This is a genomic window from Mycobacterium sp. JS623, from assembly GCF_000328565.1.
Taxonomy (GTDB): domain Bacteria; phylum Actinomycetota; class Actinomycetes; order Mycobacteriales; family Mycobacteriaceae; genus Mycobacterium.
In genome coordinates, this window is sequence record NC_019957.1 from 104,026 (window position 1) to 121,455 (window position 17,430).

10 protein-coding genes and 2 pseudogenes are annotated in these 17,430 nt (G+C 65.6%); 9 read left to right on the forward strand and 3 right to left on the reverse strand.

The window, feature by feature from the left end; all coding sequences use genetic code 11:
- The first annotated feature begins 12 nt into the window (after positions 1-12).
- The 4 genes from MYCSM_RS31760 (at position 13) to MYCSM_RS31775 (ending at position 5,101) form a co-directional block, all read left to right on the forward strand.
- A complete protein-coding gene (locus tag MYCSM_RS31760) occupies positions 13-2,409 on the forward strand; it encodes a hypothetical protein (RefSeq protein ID WP_015297618.1) in 2,397 nt (798 codons plus the stop codon).
- 10 nt (positions 2,410-2,419) lie between these two features.
- Entirely contained in the window at positions 2,420-3,517 is a 1,098-nt protein-coding gene (locus tag MYCSM_RS31765) for a ComEC/Rec2 family competence protein (RefSeq protein WP_157681559.1), read from the forward strand.
- A 159-nt stretch (positions 3,518-3,676) separates the two neighbouring features.
- Complete coding sequence (locus MYCSM_RS35485) at positions 3,677-4,846, forward strand: hypothetical protein (RefSeq protein WP_015297620.1); 1,170 nt, start codon at positions 3,677-3,679, stop codon at positions 4,844-4,846.
- A gap of 33 nt (positions 4,847-4,879) precedes the next feature.
- Positions 4,880-5,101 (forward strand): hypothetical protein, encoded by a 222-nt coding sequence (locus MYCSM_RS31775; RefSeq protein ID WP_041315725.1) that lies wholly within the window; start codon positions 4,880-4,882, stop codon positions 5,099-5,101.
- Between the two features lie 75 nt (positions 5,102-5,176).
- Here MYCSM_RS31775 and MYCSM_RS31780 read toward each other — a convergent pair whose 3' ends face one another.
- Complete coding sequence (locus MYCSM_RS31780; protein WP_015297621.1) at positions 5,177-5,851, reverse strand: DUF5995 family protein; 675 nt, start codon at positions 5,849-5,851, stop codon at positions 5,177-5,179.
- 358 nt (positions 5,852-6,209) lie between these two features.
- Between MYCSM_RS31780 and MYCSM_RS31785 the strand changes: the two genes are divergently transcribed.
- The 4 genes from MYCSM_RS31785 (at position 6,210) to MYCSM_RS38950 (ending at position 14,650) form a co-directional block, all read left to right on the forward strand.
- On the forward strand, positions 6,210-8,486 hold the full coding sequence (locus MYCSM_RS31785) for a WD40 repeat domain-containing protein (protein ID WP_015297622.1): 2,277 nt from the start codon (positions 6,210-6,212) through the stop codon (positions 8,484-8,486).
- A 17-nt stretch (positions 8,487-8,503) separates the two neighbouring features.
- Complete coding sequence (locus MYCSM_RS31790) at positions 8,504-12,541, forward strand: nSTAND1 domain-containing NTPase (protein ID WP_015297623.1); 4,038 nt, start codon at positions 8,504-8,506, stop codon at positions 12,539-12,541.
- A gap of 330 nt (positions 12,542-12,871) precedes the next feature.
- Positions 12,872-14,323, forward strand: coding sequence for a toll/interleukin-1 receptor domain-containing protein (locus MYCSM_RS31795; protein WP_015297624.1), 1,452 nt, complete (start codon positions 12,872-12,874; stop codon positions 14,321-14,323).
- Between the two features lie 27 nt (positions 14,324-14,350).
- On the forward strand, positions 14,351-14,650 hold the full coding sequence (locus MYCSM_RS38950) for an AAA family ATPase (protein ID WP_335337523.1): 300 nt from the start codon (positions 14,351-14,353) through the stop codon (positions 14,648-14,650).
- 174 nt (positions 14,651-14,824) lie between these two features.
- Here the strand turns inward: MYCSM_RS38950 and MYCSM_RS36390 are convergent.
- Positions 14,825-15,028: pseudogene (locus tag MYCSM_RS36390) on the reverse strand (IS3 family transposase); the annotation flags it as partial.
- 205 nt (positions 15,029-15,233) lie between these two features.
- Between MYCSM_RS36390 and MYCSM_RS31810 the strand changes: the two are divergent.
- Positions 15,234-15,455 (forward strand): annotated as a pseudogene (locus MYCSM_RS31810) (VapC toxin family PIN domain ribonuclease); the annotation flags it as partial.
- A gap of 1,194 nt (positions 15,456-16,649) precedes the next feature.
- Here MYCSM_RS31810 and MYCSM_RS31815 read toward each other — a convergent pair.
- On the reverse strand, positions 16,650-17,426 hold the full coding sequence (locus MYCSM_RS31815) for an IclR family transcriptional regulator (protein WP_015297625.1): 777 nt from the start codon (positions 17,424-17,426) through the stop codon (positions 16,650-16,652).
- Positions 17,427-17,430 lie beyond the last annotated feature (4 nt).

Genomic DNA, 17,430 nt, shown 5'->3' on the forward strand with positions numbered 1-17,430 from the left:
GGCGATCACCCGATGAGAGCGGTGGTGGCCGAGGGTAGCTCAGACAGGCCCACGTTCGACGGCGATCCGGACTGGCGGATCCCCCTGCGACTGGGACTTCCGCCGGGTCGCGTAGCCGCCGGAACCGACGCCGTGGCCGCGGCCATCTCCGAGGCTTCAAGCATCGACGATGTCCGCCTTGTCCGGCTCGGCGTGGACGGCCTGGACTGCGACATCGTGATCGCGCAGACGATCGCAGACCTCGAGTCGCTGGTTGGATCGGTGAGCATGTCCGCCAATCTTGTGCTGACACTTGGATTGTCCGACGCCGGGGTCGATTCCGCGACCGCGTTCGCCGCCGCACGCAGCCTCGGTGCCGTCGGCTACGTGATCGCGCGATTCAGTGCCGATCGCCTTCCGCAGCTGATCCAGCAACTCGTCAGTGGGGCCACAGTCGCTGATGCCTTGGGGGAGTGCGGCCCGCACACGGTCGTGGCCGACCCCGCCGAGATGGCGGTTGCACCCCGATGGGCGTTCTCTGCTGCGCTCGGCGACATCCGCCGGGAACTGGAAACCGCACCGCCCTTGCCGCGCAGTGGGAACCGACGTGGTCCCGACGGGGGACGACCGCGTGGATTTGAACAGCCCAGTCGGGTAGAGGAACGAGGCGTCCGGGCTGGGCACGCGGATCCGGCGGCGAACCTCGCCCGCGCCGCGCAGCAGGCGGTCGACGAACTCGATCGGCGCCGCACCGGCCCTGCCGGCGTCTGCCGGTTCCTGCAGGCGGCACTGCACCGGGCCGGATCCGACGGCGGCGCGGCGCAGCGTGTCGAGCACGGATTCCTGCGCACCGCACCGATGGTGCTTCTCGTCGGAATCGGCCCTCTTGGACCCACGCGGCTGGTGGCCGACGTGGCCTTCGACGAGACGCAACTCGGTGAGCCCGACCCCGAAGGATGGGAGCTTGAGGTGATGCTCAAGCCCGAGACCGGCGAAATCGAGCGCCGCGCACTGCGACTGCCCACCACAGGACCCAGCGCGGATGTGCAGTTCCCGATACCCGTCGACCCCGCTGCCGACATCTGGCGGGGCCGCATCACCGTGCTGCACCACGCCCGCGCGATCCAGAGCGCGGTCCTGTGCGGACCCGTCATCGAATCCGACGTCGCATTAGCAGATGGCATCCGACCCAGCCTCACCATCGACGGCGAATTCCACCCGATGGCCGCACTCGACGCGCGCGCCGAAGGCGGTGCGGTCCTCGAACTGGACAGCAAACCGGCGGTCTACTGCGGCTCCGGCGACTACCTGATCGAGCCTCGCGACGACGAGATGCGGGCCGCCAGTAACCGGATCGCCGCGAAGCTGGGCGATATGGCCGTCGACCTCGACGAGGCGGACGACCTCAACGATCCGCGCGCCCGTGCGCTGCTCGAGTACGCCGCCGTGCAAGGCAGTCTGCTTCTCAAGGCGCTGTTCCCCAACGAGACTCAGCGGGAGGCGGTCAAAAAGGAGAGGTTCCTTCAGGCGCTGCGCCTACACGACGCCGCCCCTGAGCTTCCATACGAGTTCGTCTACGAATTGGACAGCCCGCCACCCGACTTCGAGCTGTGCACCGACTGGACCGCCGGCATCGGCGACGGTAAATGCCCACGTTGTCATGGCGAGGGCGCCGATAACCGCAATATTCTGTGCCCGCTCGGTTTTTGGGGGTTGAGTAAAGTCATCGAACGGCATAACGCCGTCAGCACGGACGAGAGTCACGCTCAGGCCCGGCTGCGCCGCGGCGACGTCGCGACCAAGACACCCCTGCCGATCAAACGAGCGGTCGTGGCGCTGAGCAACCGGGCCGACAAGCCGCCTCGCGGCGCGGAGGTCAGCTACACCGCGCCCTCAGCCCGTATCCGACAGGCTCTGACGGACGCGGCGATCCCCTTCGACGGGCCGGTCCCGGACTGGAAAACATGGCAGCAACTCATCAACGACCATCAGCCAGACCTACTGATCGTGTTGGGCCACGCCAGGTTCAACGATGACCGGGGTGAATGGAGCATGCAGATCGGCGAGAGCAGCGACCTGTACGTCACCCGAGTCTTCCCCGAATTTGTCGATGCCCCGCCGAACATCCCCGGCCCGGCGGTGTTCTTGTTCGGCTGCCTCACCGCCTCAGAAGGCGCCGAACAGGCGACGTTTGCTCGTGAATTCCGCCAGCGCAACGCCTCCGTGGTTATCGGCACTACCTCGACGGTTCTCGGCCGGCAGGCTGGCCCGGTGACCGCCGATCTCATCGCCGCCGTGGCGGCCGCCGCGGGGCGCCTACCGCTGGGCGAGATGCTGCGCCAGGCGCGCGCATCCGGTCTGGCCAAGGGATCGGTGATGGCGATGGCCCTCAACGCGTTCGGCGACGCCGACTACCGCCTCACCACCTAAGGAGCGTAGGTTGCTGACGATCGAAATGCTGCCGGCCGGTCACGGCGACTGCCTGTGGATCGAGTACGGCGATCCGGTGCGCCGCATCCTGATAGACGGCGGCCCGTACTACAGCTACAAACATCTGCGCGACAGGGTGGAGCAACTCGACGAAGGCGACCGGCACTTCGAACTGCTCATCGTGACCCACGTCGACGCCGACCACATCGAAGGCGTGTTGCGGCTGCTACAGGAGCCACACCTGGGCGTCAGCTTCGGCGACGTCTGGTTCAACGGCACCACGCAGATCAACGCCGCGCTGGACCAGGGTGACCTGCTCGACGAACGCCAGGGCGAATACCTGCAGGCGCTGCTGACCGACTCCGGCCAGCGATGGAACGACGCGTTCGACGGCAAAGTGGTCTACGTTCGGGCCACCGGTGACCTCCCGGTCGCGACCCTCGCCGGCGGTGCCACCCTGACCGTGGTGTCGCCGACCGCCAAAGAGCTGCGCACACTGGCGGGGCACTGGGTCGACATCGTCGAAAAGGAGGGCTTCAGCACCGGTGACACCGCGACCGCTCTGAAAAAGCTGAAGGGGCAGAAGCGATTACAGCCGGTCGACACCCTCGGCGACCCGGTGCCTCCGGACGTCCTCGGCGAGGCCGACGACCCGCCGGGCAGCGACTCATCGGTGGCCAACGGCAGCAGTATCGCCGTGATCTTCGAACACGGCGGTCACCGGATCCTGCTCTCCGGCGATGCCTTTCCCCACGTGCTGGTCGGCGCGCTCGAACGGTATCCCGGCGGCACACCGATCGACCTGGCGGTGTTCAAGCTGCCCCACCACGGCAGCATCCGCAACATGACCGACGAGATGATCGAGGCGGTCAATTGCGCGGCATTCGCGATTTCCAGCAACGGCAAGTACTTCGGGCACCCCAACAGCCGCGCCATCGACGCCCTGCTCAACGCACTGCCCGCCGAGAGCGACCCGCAGCTGTGGTTCAACTACCTCTCCGAGCAGACCAAGCCGTGGTGTGACCCGGCGCGTCAAGAAGCCAAGAGATACACCGCCATGCACCCACCGCGAGAGGGTGACTACGGCATCACGATCCCGTGCCAGTAGTGCTGTCACGCCGTCGCCGCAGGAGTCGATTCCGTCTCGACTCGATATCGGGTACCGCGGTACGCGCGAAGGTCGGCGTGCACTGGCGCAGAATGCGAAGAAGAGGTGGCCCACACAGACACATCGGGGTCGGCTCACGACGGCAGGGGAGGGCCGACGGTGACCAGTACAGAACGCGGTGACATCACGCCGCCGGGCCGATCACACGGCGAGCCGTCCCCAACGCCGCTCACGGGCAACGGTTCCGGGCTCGCCCCGCAGCCGGTCGCTCCGCCGGCAGGCCCGAGCGACGCCGCGCCCGCGACGGTTGCGCTCGACCCCGGCCTTGGCCGGTTCTCGGCCTCGTGGCGTGAACACCTCTACAGTCGCGTCGTCGACCTGTCCGTCGCGGTCGACTGCCTGGCCAACGGATCGCCGCCCCCGTGTGAGGTGCGCGAGATCGCCTGCGCCCAGCGCCGCCTGGCCGTCGCCGCAGCAGCGATCGAGAGAACACCAACCCCGTGGTCCGCCTGGACTGGGGCAGACGTCGAACGAGCTTGGGTCAACGCGCACGCCGTCGAAGTCACGCTCATTCGGTTGGGGCCGCCGGGCTCGGTGGCGGCGAAATTGCCCGGCCTCATCGCCGGTGCTCGACAAGTGTTGCCGCCCAACGATCCTCGCCTTCAGCGGTTGTCGGCGTTCGCCGACGGGCAAGCGGTGGACGTCGCCGCACGGGGAGCCATCGCGGAGGTCGCGTCAGCAGTTCACGCCGCCACAGCTAGCGAGCACATGCGGGCCCGCAGCTTCCGTAACATCCTGCTGGCAGCCACCATGGTGCTCACCCTGTTAGCGGTCGGGCTGGCCGTCCTGGGTTCGTCACAGCCGACCGCGATCAATCTCTGTGCCCCGCGCGACGTCTCGGCGTCATCCGCGGCAGCTCCTAAGCCGCTACCCACCTGCCCGAGCGGCACAGCGACTCCCAGCGGCTTGGACATCCAACTAGTCGAACTCATCGGACTGTTCAGTGCCGCGCTCATTGGGTCGGTGGCAATCCGCAAGATGCGCGGCACCTCAACGCCTTACGCGGTTCCCATGGCCTCGCTGGCGGTGAAGCTACCCACCGGAGCGCTGACGGCCGTTGGCGGTCTGCTACTCATCCGCGCGGGGGTTCTCGGGCCCGCCGTCGCCGCGTCGGCCACCGCGCAGATCCTCGCATACGCGCTGCTGTTCGGTGCCTCCCAGCAGACGTTCACCCGGCTCATCGACCGGCAAGCCCAAACGGTCCTGGACAGCCTCCCGTCCCGGGACCGCGCAGCCGCCACAGAGCACCAGGATGCCGCGGCGCCCTGAGGCGACAGCCGCACGGACCGCCAACTCCTCGAAGTGATCTGGGATCAGTTGCGCGGTCGCGGCGGCAGCGGGTGGTCGCAATTGGGCGGTATGTCGCTCATCGACTACGTCGCCGAAGTCGGTGACTACGCCACCACACTGCGCGCCGAGTTGGACAGTCTGCGTGCCGCGCAACAGGTTTCGGGAACCAACGGGCAGGCCGCCAAGCCGGCCGTGCGGGCTGCGGGCGGTAAGACCAACGTTAAGGCACGGTGAAGATTGCGGGGGCCACGAAGGACCGCGAAGCGGGCCGCGACGGCGAAGCGCGCCGCCTAGACGCGCTGAGCCCTTTCAGAGAAGCGGTGTCAGCAGCAGTCGAGAACCCATTCCCACTGTGCGGGCCAATGTCTCGGCATAGGAGTCGAAGATCGGCGTCATGCGCCGCAACTCCCACAGCGTGGCCACGTTGATCCACGCGAAGTCGCGGGCCTTCGCGATGTCCCAGGAGCTGATCAGGTGTGCAACTGACTCCAGATGATCGTCGACGCATTGTTCGACCCGGGTCAGAAAGGAGCGCCGGATGCCGGCCTCGATGGAGGCCAGCAGCTCGTTGATCTTGTCGTAATCCTGCTGCACGCCTTGGGTTGTCGGTGTACATCCGCGTGCGGCGCAGGTATCGACCACGGCCAGCGGCAGATCGTGTTCGATATGGGCGTTGATGCCGGCGAGGGCGAACTGGATCGGCGCCAGGTCCGTGCGGGCGCGAGCGTCGAACAGCGGCGCCCAGGCGCGCGGCTTGTCGCCAGGAGCATCGTAGGCGTCGAACCAGTAGCCGGCGAAGCGCACGTCGAGGTCGATGACGAACGAGGCGTCGTGAAATACACCGCCTGTGGTGAGCCGATCGAGCATCATCTCGGTCACTTTGAGGTAGACGGAATTGAACACGCGGGCACCGTCACTGGGCTGATGCTCCGTGTCGATGGCGCGCAAACGGGAGATCACCTCGGCCACGGCGTCGGGGTTCATCGCGTCACCGATCCCGTGCTCGCAATTGTCCGGTCCGCCTGTCGTGCAACGCCTGTGTCCATGTGCCGCCTTCCCCCGAGTTCCCCGGATCTGTCTCCATGCTGCGCCCGTTCGGTGCCGAAGACCCGCGTATTGGACTACTCGTGCTCATCGCGCGGATCAAAATCGCGAAACCGAGGCACGCACCGGTGTGTTCGCACTTAGTGTCGAGTCCGCGCTCACGGTGCATGACCAGATACCCGCCCGGCGAGCCCGCGCTGTGCGCTGGCCGCCTGCTCGAAGCACCTCGCGGAAGGCGGGTCAATTCGAGTATTTCCTTACTCGCTCCGACGGCGTTGTTCGCGGTCACAATCGGGCTATGGAGATCGAAAGCCGTGAAACCGAAACCCGGGCAGTCGAGGCCGACCCTCCGGCGGCGCGGGTAGGGCTCACTCGGGCGCGGGTGTTGCGCATCGCAATGGTCCTCGTGGTGGTCGGCGCCGTCGCGGCGGCGGTAGGTTTCGGGTGGGCATACGAAACCGAGCGTGCCCACGCCACAGCCGATGTGCGGGACGCAGCTGCCGCGAAGCTGTATGCCCGTTCGCAGCTGCAGTTGTCCGGGCTCTCACCGGGCGGCGGCGACGATGTGGCCGCCATGCAGATGCTGCTGGCCGCGCGCGCCATCCGATCGTCGGTGCCCGGCGACGACTACCTGCTTGCCGCACTCAACCAAGAGCGCGAGCTGACCAAGGTCATCGACACGCAGGCCCAAGTGATGAGTGTGGCGTTCAGCCCCGATGGCACGCGGATCGCAGCCGCCGGCTCCGATGCGGCAGTCCGGCTATTCGACGCCCCCTCCGGCCAGCCGACCGGTGCGCCCTTGCGCGGCCACGAAGGCGTGGTCACTGCGGTGGCGTTCAGCCCCGACGGCACCCGCATCGCCACCTGCGGCGCCGACTCCACCATCCGGCTATGGAGTGTCGGCACAGGACAACCCATTGGGCAGCCGCTGCGCGGCCCAGACAAGGGCCTGTTGAGCGTGGCATTCAGCCCCGACGGCAGCCGCATCGCCTCAGCCAGCGGGGATGGGACGATCCAGTTGTGGGACACCGCGACCGCACAGCCGGTCGGCCAGCCGCTACTCGGCCACGATGGCGGTGTGACGCGGGTGGTGTTCAGCCCCGACGGGCACCGCATCGCCTCGGGCGGCACGGACAAGACGGTCCGACTCTGGGACACCGCCACCGGCCAGCCCGTCGGGCAGCCGCTACTCGGCCACGATGGCTGGATCATGAGTGTGGCGTTCAGCCCCGACGGCACCCGTATCGCTACGGGCAGCTTCGATAAGACAGTCCGACTTTGGGACCCCACCACCGGCCAGCCGATCGGCCAGCCGCTGCACCACAACAGCGCTGTGGCGGCAGTTGCCTTCAGCCCCGACGGCACCCGCATCGCCACCGGCGGTGCCGACAACGCTATCCACCTGTGGGACAGCGCTACCGGCAGCGCACTTGGTGCCCTCTCCGGTCACCACTCCGCTATCGAGAGTGTGGCCTTCAGCCCAGATGGTCGGCGGATCGTCTCCGGAAGCGACGACCAGACAGTGCGAGTCTGGGACGCCAGCAGCGGGCAGCCCCTGCTCGGGCACACCGACATGGTGATCAGTGCCGAATTCTCCGATGATGGCCAGCGCATCCGCTCAGGCAGCCAAGACGGGACCGCCCGGTATTGGGACGCGACGACCGGGCACCCGATCGGTCAGCCGCTACGTGTCACCGGTCCGGTGAAGTGGCTGATCCCATTCGGCGACGATCGGTTGCTCTCCCGTGATGACTCGGCCGTGCGGTTGTGGGACGCCCGCACCGCCAAACCCATCGGAGACCCAATGCACGTGCTGAATGACCCTATGCTGCCTTCGGCCGCGTGGTACGAGAAGACCGGCCGTATCGTCGTTCAAGCCGAGCCCGGCGCCATCGAGGTGCGCGATGCGAACACCATGGCCACGGTCGGAATGCCGATATGGCCGCGTAAGCCCGTCATGGGGTTCGATCTGAGTCCCGATGGCCACATCCTCGCTACCAGCAGTACCGATTCGGCGATTCAGCTATGGGTTGTGCAGACAGGCAAGGAATTGCGTGAACCGTTGAAGGGCAACGGCATGATCATTCAGGTCTCCTTTAGCCCCGACGGGCACCTGCTCGTCGCCGGATCTCAGGGAGCGGTGGACAACACTCCGAACACCGTCCGGCTCTGGGAGACTCTGAACTTCAAACCGGTCGGCGACCCGATCCGGTTTGATTACGCCGTACTGGCCACCGCGTTCAGCCGCGACGGGAAACTCATGGCTACCGGGAGCGGCGACGGCACCATCCGGTTGTGGGATGTCGGACGCCATACCCTTATCGGCGCACCGCTCGCGGGTCACACGGAGCCGGTAACCGCCTTGGACTTCAGTCCTGACGGCACGAAGTTGGTGTCAGCGAGCGTCGACCATAGTCTGCGGATTTGGCCGGTGCCAACGGGTTCGCCGGAGACGCTATGTGCAAAGTTGACGCAAAATATGAGCCGCGAGCAGTGGAAGCGATGGGTCTCACCCCAGATCGACTACGTCGCCGCATGTCCCGGCCTGCCAATCGCCGGCGACGGGACGCACTGAGGCTGGGTGGGGGACCTGTGGCGAACGTCTTCATCAGTCACACTGGCGCCGACATCGTTTGGGCCCGGCAGATCCACAAATGGCTGTCCGAAGACCGGCACGATGTCTTTCTCGATGTGGACCAGCACGACGGTGTGCCGGTCGGAGTCGACTGGGAACGCCTGCTGTTTGAGCGGCTCCACGAGGCCGACGCGATGGTGTGCATCCTGTCCCCGGCGTACCTGGAGTCGGTGTGGTGTGCCGCGGAAATTGGTGCGGCACGCGCGTTGGGCACTGAACTGTTGCCGGTTCAGGTCAACGCCGAGCCTCTCGATGAGAAGCTGCTGCGGCTGCAGCAGTACGTCGATGCCGCGGCAGATCCCGCTGAGGCGCGCAGCCGTCTGAGGTTGCGGCTGTCGGCAATCGACGGGGCCGGCGGCTGGGGCTGGCCGGACGGCAAATCCCCGTACCCAGGATTGCGCCCGTTCGAACTGGGTGAACACCGCGTGTTCTTCGGCCGATCCCGCGAGACCACCCAGGTCGCCGAGCGGCTGCGCTCCCCCGAGCGGGCGGCCGCCGCAATACTCGCGGTGGTCGGGGCGTCCGGTTGCGGCAAGTCGTCGCTGGTGCGTGCCGGGGTGTTGCCGCGGATCGCGGGTGAAAGCTATTGGCTGGCTTTGCCGCCGATGCTGCCGGGCACCGATCCGCTGGGTAACCTTGTGCGCGCGATGGCCGCGACGATCCGCGAACACCGGATCGGTTTCGACGTCGCGTCGCTGCGCAAAGAGCTCGATCACCATGGGCTCAAGGCTGTTTCGACGGATCTGCTGCTGGCCGCAGGTGCCGATGATCAATGCAAGCTGCTGATCGTCATCGATCAGCTCGAGGAGCTTCTCACCCACGCCGAGCCCGCCGAACGCGCCGCATTCACCGCCGCGCTGGCCCCCGCGCTGGGTGGTCCGGTTCAGGTGCTGGCCACGTTGCGCCCCGAATTCCTCGATGCCTTCGCAAGTGACGCCGACTTGTCGTCGATCGCGTTGCGCTACAACGAGATTCGCCCATTGGATGCCGATGCGCTGCACGAGGTGATCGAACATCCCGCCAAGGTTGCCGGCCTGAGCTTTGAGCAGGGTCTGGCCACTCGTCTGGTGACCGACACCGGTACCGGTGATGCGCTGCCGCTGCTGGCCTTTACGCTCGAACAACTCGCCGCCGGCCTCACGCGGGGTGACACCATCACCGAACAGCGCTACACCGATCTGGGCGGGGTGCGCGGGGCGCTGCAGCGCCAGGCCGACGCAGCATTGGCCGACGCGTGCGATAACACCGGGTTGACCCGCCAACAGGTGCTCTCGACGCTCTTGGGCCTGGTGTCAATGGATGAAAACGGTCGACCCGCCAAGCGGCGGGTAGCCCTCGATCAGATGTCGCCGGAGGTGTCCGCCGGGCTGCAGCCATTCGTCGAGCGCCGGCTGCTGGCCACGCAAGCCGAAGCCGAGCAGAACGTCATCGGCGTGGCCCACGATGCTTTTCTGGTCAACTGGTCACCGCTGAAGTCCGAAATCGAAACGCAGGCAACCGCGTTGCGTACGCGTCGGGTAGTGGAAAACGCTGCCAGCGACTGGGTGGCCAGCGGTCGCGACCAAAGGGCCCTGCTGGCCGGCGGCCAGCTCGCCAAGGCGAAGGTCGACACCGGTGCAGAAATGAAACACACTACCGAAATCAAGGCACCACCTGCCGGACGGAAGCAGCGAACGAGGGCGCCGAAATGGTGGCCCGGCCGCCGTCAGCTCGTCACCCGCGTCGACCTCAATCGCGACGGCCGCGCATTCCTGGAAGCCAGCATCCGCGCCGACCAGTCTCGCCGTCGCCGCCTCACCACGCAGGTAGTCGCAGTCATCGCCATCCTCGCCATCGCGACGGCGACCTCGGTGGCGTTGTACTTTCGCGCCAACACCGAACGAGACAACGCCCAGGCGAGCGCGAAGAAGGCCATGGCGTCGCGGTTACAAAACGAGGCTGCTGACATTCTGTCCGAGACCAAACCCGGCGCCGACTTCCAAGCGATATACAAGATACTCGCCGCGCACGCGCTAGACCTTGACGCGCACGTTCTGGCCCACGATGCAGATGACGGTCCGATGCGTGACGTAATCGAACGAGAAATGGCCACCGACAAAATTGTCAACGCCCAGTCAGGAATCGACAGCGTGGCGTTCAGCCCAGACGGAAAGCGCATCGCAACCGGCGGCGACGACGGTATGGTCCGGATCTGGGATGCCGCCACCGGTCAACCCGTCGGCGCGCCGCTATCCGGGCACAGCAGTGGAGTCCGTGGCCTGGCGTTCAGCCCTGACGGGAAGCGCCTTGCTGGCGGCAGCGCCGACCACACCGCGCTGATGTGGGACACCGCGAGCGGCAAGCCCGTCGGCGGCCTACTCACCGGCCACACGGACGGGGTATCGGCTGTGGCGTTCAGCCCCGACGGGCGCCGCCTGGCCACCGCGAGCCTCGACAACACCGTACGTTTCTGGGATGCCGACACCGGCAAACCGATGGGCACTTCACTCACCGGCCACACCGAGGGCATCGAGGGCATCGCATTCAGCCCAGACGGCCACCGGATGGCCACCGCCGCCAATGACAAGACGGTCCGTATGTGGAGCGCCGACACCGGCCAGGCGATCGGCGCACCGCTGACGGGCCACACCGGTTACGTGAATGCGGTGGCCTTCAGCCCCGACGGGCGCCGTCTGGCCACCGGCGGCAGTGACAAGACGGTGCGGCTGTGGAACGCCGACACCGGCCAGCCGATCGGAGCACCGCTGACCGGCCACACCGAGCAGGTGACCAGTGTGGCCTTCAGCCCCGACGGGCGCCGCCTGGCCAGCGGCAGTTACGACAAGACCGTGCGGATGTGGAGCGCCGAAACGGGACAACCTGTCGGCCCTCCGATGACAGGGCACACCAACGAAGTGTTCAGTGTGGCGTTCAGCCCCGACGGGCACCGTCTGGCTTCCGGCGATAGCGACGGAGAGCTCAGGCTCTGGAGAACCGATGCGGCGCAACGACTTACAGGCCTTGCAGAAATAGCACTGGACTCGGCATTCAGCCCCGACGGGCACCGCTTGGCCACCGCCGGGTTCGACAAGACGGTGCAGCTGTGGGACGCCGCTACCGGAGAACCCCTTGGCCTCCCGCTGACCGGCCATACCGGCAGCGTCACCAGTGTGGCCTTCAGCCCCGATGGGCGTCGGCTGGCCAGCGCCAGCGCCGACAAAACGGTGCGGTTGTGGAACGCCGACACCGGCCAACCCTTCGGCGTGCCGCTCATCGGCCATACCGACAACGTGAGCGGTGTGGCGTTCAGTCCCGACGGGCACCGAGTGGCAAGCGCCAGCTACGACAAGACCGTACGGCTCTGGGACGCCGACACCGGCCAACCGATTGGCCAGCCGCTGAGCGGCCACAGCGCCCAAGTGATGAGTGTGGCGTTCAGTCCCGATGGGCGTCGCCTAGCCAGCGCCAGCGGCGACAAGACGATCCGGTTGTGGGACGCCGAAACCGGCGAGCCAATAGGACCCCCTCTCACCGGTCACGCCGACACGATCCAGACCGTGGCGTTCAGCCCCGATGGGCACCGCCTCGCCAGCGCGGGTGACGACAGAACCGTACGGCTGTGGGACGCCGACACCGGCCAGCCCATCGGCGCGCCGCTGACCGGACATACCGGCTCGATTCAGGCCGTGGCGTTCAGCCCCGATGGGCACCGCCTGGCTAGCGCCGCGTGGGACAAGACGGTACGGCTGTGGGACGCCGACACCGGCCAACCGGCGGGCGCCCCGATCACTGGCCATACCGACACCGTGGGCAGTGTCGCGTTCAGCCCGGACGGGCGGCGGCTCGCCACGACCAGCCTCGACAGGACAGTACGGTTCTGGCCCGCCGACGTGACGCCGGAAACCTTGTGCGACAAGCTCACAACCAACATGAGCCGCGACCAGTGGCACAGTTGGGTCACGCCGGATAGCGACCCCGTCAAACTGTGCCCGAATCTGCCCGACCCCGGGAGCTGACCCGCTACCGTCAGCGGCGCCCTCGCCTTACCCGGGAATGAAGTAGCCGCTCACTCCGGCTGAAACATCGTGGGGGAGCCCGATACCTTGGACTGTCGCCCGCCAGGTGCTTGAGGTTGCTCGGGTGTGGCCAACGCCAAGCCGCGGAGCTGATCCGAGCGCCCCTGAGCACCTAGGCGCCAGTCGACGAGACGCGCAGACTAAAGGGGCTCGTCGACTGGTCGAAACTTCGCACCGCTGACGCCGGTGACAAACGAAGCGGCCCGTATCAGGACCAACACCGCTTGGATCGGCGCATACTGACCACCAGAGACGACGCCGGGGGGCTGCGTGGAGAAAACCATCTTCATCTCATATCCGCGGGCTAACAGGGCAGACCTGCAGCAACTGGTCGACCACCTCGAAGAGATGGGTTGCCGGCCATGGTTCGACGCCTCGCTGCACGGAGGACAAGACTGGTGGCAGGAGATCCTGCTGCAGATCCGCAACTGTGACGTCTTCATCTCCATCGTCTCCGAAGCTGGGCTGAATTCCGTCGCGTGCGCCCGCGAGTTCGAATGGGCCGAAACGCTGGGCAAGCCAGTCCTGCCTGTGGCCACCGAACCGGTTCCGGCGGGGCTCAACCGGCGCCTTATCAGCAAGCACATCGTCGACTATTCCGTTCCCGCCGACCGTGACAAGGCTGCGCGCAAGCTGGCTGCCGCCCTGCTCACACTGCCGGCCCCGCAGCCGCTGGCTGACCCGCTGCCCACACCGCCCGCAGCGCCGCTGTCGTATCTGACCGACCTCGACGAGCGCGTCTCCTCGCCGAACCCCCTCAGCCAAAAAAAGCAGCGAGAAGTCGTCGACAGTCTCGAACCGGCGCTTCGGTCGGTCGATCCCGACGAGCGGCGCGGAGGACGCCGGATCCTCGAGCGGTTCGCGATCCGCGGTGACTTGTTCGCCGACGTCGATCGCCGGATCCAGGAACTCAAGCGGCTCAGTGCGGAGCCGGCGCTGGGCCAATCGGCACACAAGGGCCTGCTGAAGGACACTCCCGACAGCGCTCCGCCGGCCGATTCAGACGATCAGCGAAAAGAAGCCTCCGACAGGGAGGTTCAGTGCTTCCGGCAGTCCAATCTCGCGGTCCCGGCGATCGTGACCGCCGTCGCGGCCATCACGGGGGCGATCCCGCCGCTCACGACGCTGAGCACGAACTATGCCTACCCGCCGGGGGTGTGGTACTTCCAAGATATTTCGAGGATTCTGGTCGGTGTCACATTCTGTCTGCTTGCTCTGAAGGCCGAGTGTTTCTCGTCGAAGTTGCTCATGACGATCGGCTACTTGATGTTGCCGATCGCGATCCTTCAGACGATTGATCACGTGGTGGCGGCCGCGCGCCGGCTCTCCCATGACCAGGTGTACCAGCTTGCCACCGTCTACGCATATCCCGCTCTGCTCGCGTTGGCGTCAATGGTCGCGATTACGTTCGGGTGGTTGGTGTTGCGCGGTGAGCGGCTGGCGTGGGCCGTGATCCTGGCCGCGTGGGGCGGTTGCGGACTCGTGATGACCGTGCTGTCGTACATGGCCAGGCGCCATTCAGAGGTACCTCCGATCGCGGATTCCTTCCTCGTATTGCAGAACTTCGTTCTGCTCGCGGTCGCGATCCTGATGTTCCGCGAATCGCGGGCCTCACTTCGGCAGCTTGGCGCGACCGGCTACGGCAAGCTCTTCTCCACCGGCCGCGCCGCCGATGAACAGGATGCGGCGGCTGTGAATGCGACAGCGTCAGAGCGGGGCTGAGAACCGCGTGATGACCGAGGAAGCCTGGTGACCCCCTTAGCCTCTGATCTCGCCGCAGTGGTGAGCCAGTATGTCGGAGAGACCGAACGCGCGCTCGAGCACGCATTCGACGCCGCGGAGAACGCAGGCAGCGTGCTGTTGTTCGACGAGGCCGACAGCCTGTTCGGTAAGAGAGGCGATATCGCCCGCGATGCCCGACTGCGCTGGACGGGCACCGCATTGGCGGTGATCGCCACCGCGGCAGGCGTTTTCGCTCTCATTTGCCACCAGCGCCGTCACCGTCGACAGGAATCCGTCTCCCGTCACACAACACAATCGGCTGACTGAACGCGGCAACACGGTCGCGGCGGCGGTACCGGTCAGCGGCGGTATCACCGTCACCGAGTGGGGATGCGGTGCCGCACCACTTTCTGAACAGCAAATGGGACGTCGGGGCCGATCGCCGCCACTTCCTTGTCCCGTACTAATCCACACCGCGCGCTGGGCGCACGGTCACGACCGGTTGGGCGCATCGGCGATTTCAATCGCTGGTGCGGTGGAGCCGCCGTGGCGTCTGCGGCGGCGGCGCTGCGGTACTCGAAGCCCTTCTTCGCGCCAAAGGCGTTGCAGCTTCTGGTGATTGACTGCCCGGCCTTCAGCGCGGGCGTCGTGATACGCAGGTCGGAACTCAAGCCGAGGGTGGTCCTTGGCGTACTGGCGAAGCCAGGTTTGACGAAATCACAGTTAGTGGCGAAATACATTGTACGTCAAAGTACTTAGGACGATCTTACCGCTCGGGTATGAGTCGTCGGGTCCCGCCGGGTGTGCGCGTCGTCTTCTTGTCCAGCCGTTTGCCTCCATCGTCCGTTCGTCGCCCTGGTCGAATCGACCCCACCCCCGCAGCTCCGGTTCTCGGCGGTAACACGGTGCGTTGGACTCAGTCGCCGACATGACCGCGTTACCAGTCGACGAGGACGCGGCCCAGCTCTGGGCGCTGTTACGCGTCCACCTCGCTGAGACCGGCCACAGGGTCGGCATCAAAGACCTATGGATCGCTGCGATCGCCGCCTCCAAGCATCTGCCGATAGTGACACAGCATCACGACTTCGACGTCCTCGAGGGAGTCGCTCGCATTGCTGTCATCCGCATGTGAAAGCGGGATACGCTGAGTGGGAGCGTATTTCGGTGCTGGCTAAGGATCGCGTCCCTAACATCTCACTCTTACGTCACAGTGACGTAATGTTGGGGATTGGAATTGTGCTGTTGGCCAAGGGATTCCATCTGCCGATAGTTGGATCGCTGCGATCGCCGCCTCCAAGCATCTGCCGATAGTGACACAGCATCACGACTTCGACGTCCTCGAGGGAGTCGCTCGCATTGCTGTCATCCGCATGTGAAAACGGGATACGCTGAATGGGAGCGTATTTCGGTGCTGGCTAAGAATCGCGTCCTAACATCCCACCCTTACGTCACAGTGACGTAATGTTAGGGACTGGAATTGCGCTGTTGGCCAAGGGATTCCACCTGCCGATAGTTTATCTTATGTCAACTAGGCGTATAATCCCTTGGTGTATAAGGCATTTGATTAATTGATAATGCTACTGTGTTGTTGTCCCAGCTCAGTGAATCGGTGATTTGCTCACTTTAAATGTCGCATTTGTTCCGACACGCTCAATGAAGGTGTCGCCCTTCTAGCCGAAGTGGTGCTTAAGTTGATTTTGTGACTGCTGCGGCAGCTGCTAATCACTGGGCACGCACTGCGGCCGAGTCGGACACATTGTTCTATCGACTCCCGTACAGCTCGGGTGAGACGTGCGTTAGCGCGACCGCAGCGGGTGCGGTCGCTTTCGACTGCACCGCGGCGGCGCACCGAGGCATTCGGCCCTTTCGGGGTCAGCGGAATTATTGCGGTTTCTGGTGGTTCGCTCGCACGAAACGTCACGTGACATTCGAATCATGGTATGAGAGGGACCATCTCATTGCGCTGGATTTTGATCCTTCGGTGCGCGGGGGTGGCCGAATAGCCATTCACAATGCGGTTCGACGCGTGTTGCCTTTGCCCTCTGGCACACGGTCAATACGTCACTGTGGCGCTTCGCGCTGAGAATACTATTGCGCCCCAGCATGTTTCATGACGTTTCATGGATAATCTCTATTATCCATGAAAAATCCGGCGCCGATAATGCCCAAGTATGTCCGCCGGTAACACCGTTGCAGGAACACTTTTTTGGTGGCCAGCAGGCTGTGGGTACGTGTTCGGAGCGTCGACGATGCGGGACACTCTATGTCGGAATGCGCCGTGGCTTCTGCGATCTCGGCTCGGGTGTTGGCGCACGTGGCGAGTAGTTCAGTGTTTGCGACCAATGCGGCGGGTGAGGGCGTGGGCTGCGCGCATCAGCGTCTCCCCTAACTGTCGGTGTCGGTCTCCCGCGAAACGGAATTCCACGCCGGTCAGGCTCAGGGCCCACGTCGGCTGGTTTACCTCGTTGAACACGACTGCTGCGATGCCCCAACTGCCTTCGACAACCAGACCGGGGTTGAGCGAATATCCGTTCTTGCGCGTCTCGGCAATGCGCTCCCCAATTGCCCTACGCGAGTGCACTTTTCCGAACTCCCGTCGAAGGTCGGCGCGACCAAGGTAGTCGTCGATCTCACGGTCTGAGAGGTGGGCGAGCATCACCAGCCCGGCGGAGGCGACGCCGAGCGGGAACCGCTTGCCCGGATACAGCACGTGGGAGCGCAGCGGGAAGCTGCCTTCTTCTTCTGACACGCAGACCGATTCGTCTCCGCGGCGCACCGAGAGAAAGGCACTCTCCCCTGTGTCGCGGGCGAGAGTGCGCAAGATGTCTGCCGCCAATGGTGCCGCGTCATAGCGGGTGGCGGCCACGGAGCCGAGCAGGTAGATCTCCGGACCTAAAAACCACAGACCGCTGTCGCGGGCTCGATCGACAAGACCCTCGCGACTCAGTGCCATGAGCATGCGGTGAGCGGTCGCGCGGGGGATGTCGGTGCGCTGCGCAAGTTCGGTGGTCGAGGCACCCGCCGACGGGTCGCGGCCAAGTGCGCGCAGGATCGCTGCGGCCCGCGTGATGACCGGCGTACCCGAAACGCGCTCGACGCCCACGCCG

What these genes read in the sequence shown, in the direction of transcription:
- MYCSM_RS31760 (WP_015297618.1), top strand. Translation starts at nt 13, where the DNA reads ATGAGAGCGGTGGTGGCCGAGGGTAGCTCAGACAGGCCCACGTTCGAC.
- MYCSM_RS31780 (WP_015297621.1), bottom strand. Translation starts at nt 5,851, where the DNA reads ATGAACCCCGACGCCGTGGCCGAGGTGATCTCCCGTTTGCGCGCCATC.
- MYCSM_RS31785 (WP_015297622.1), top strand. Translation starts at nt 6,210, where the DNA reads ATGGAGATCGAAAGCCGTGAAACCGAAACCCGGGCAGTCGAGGCCGAC.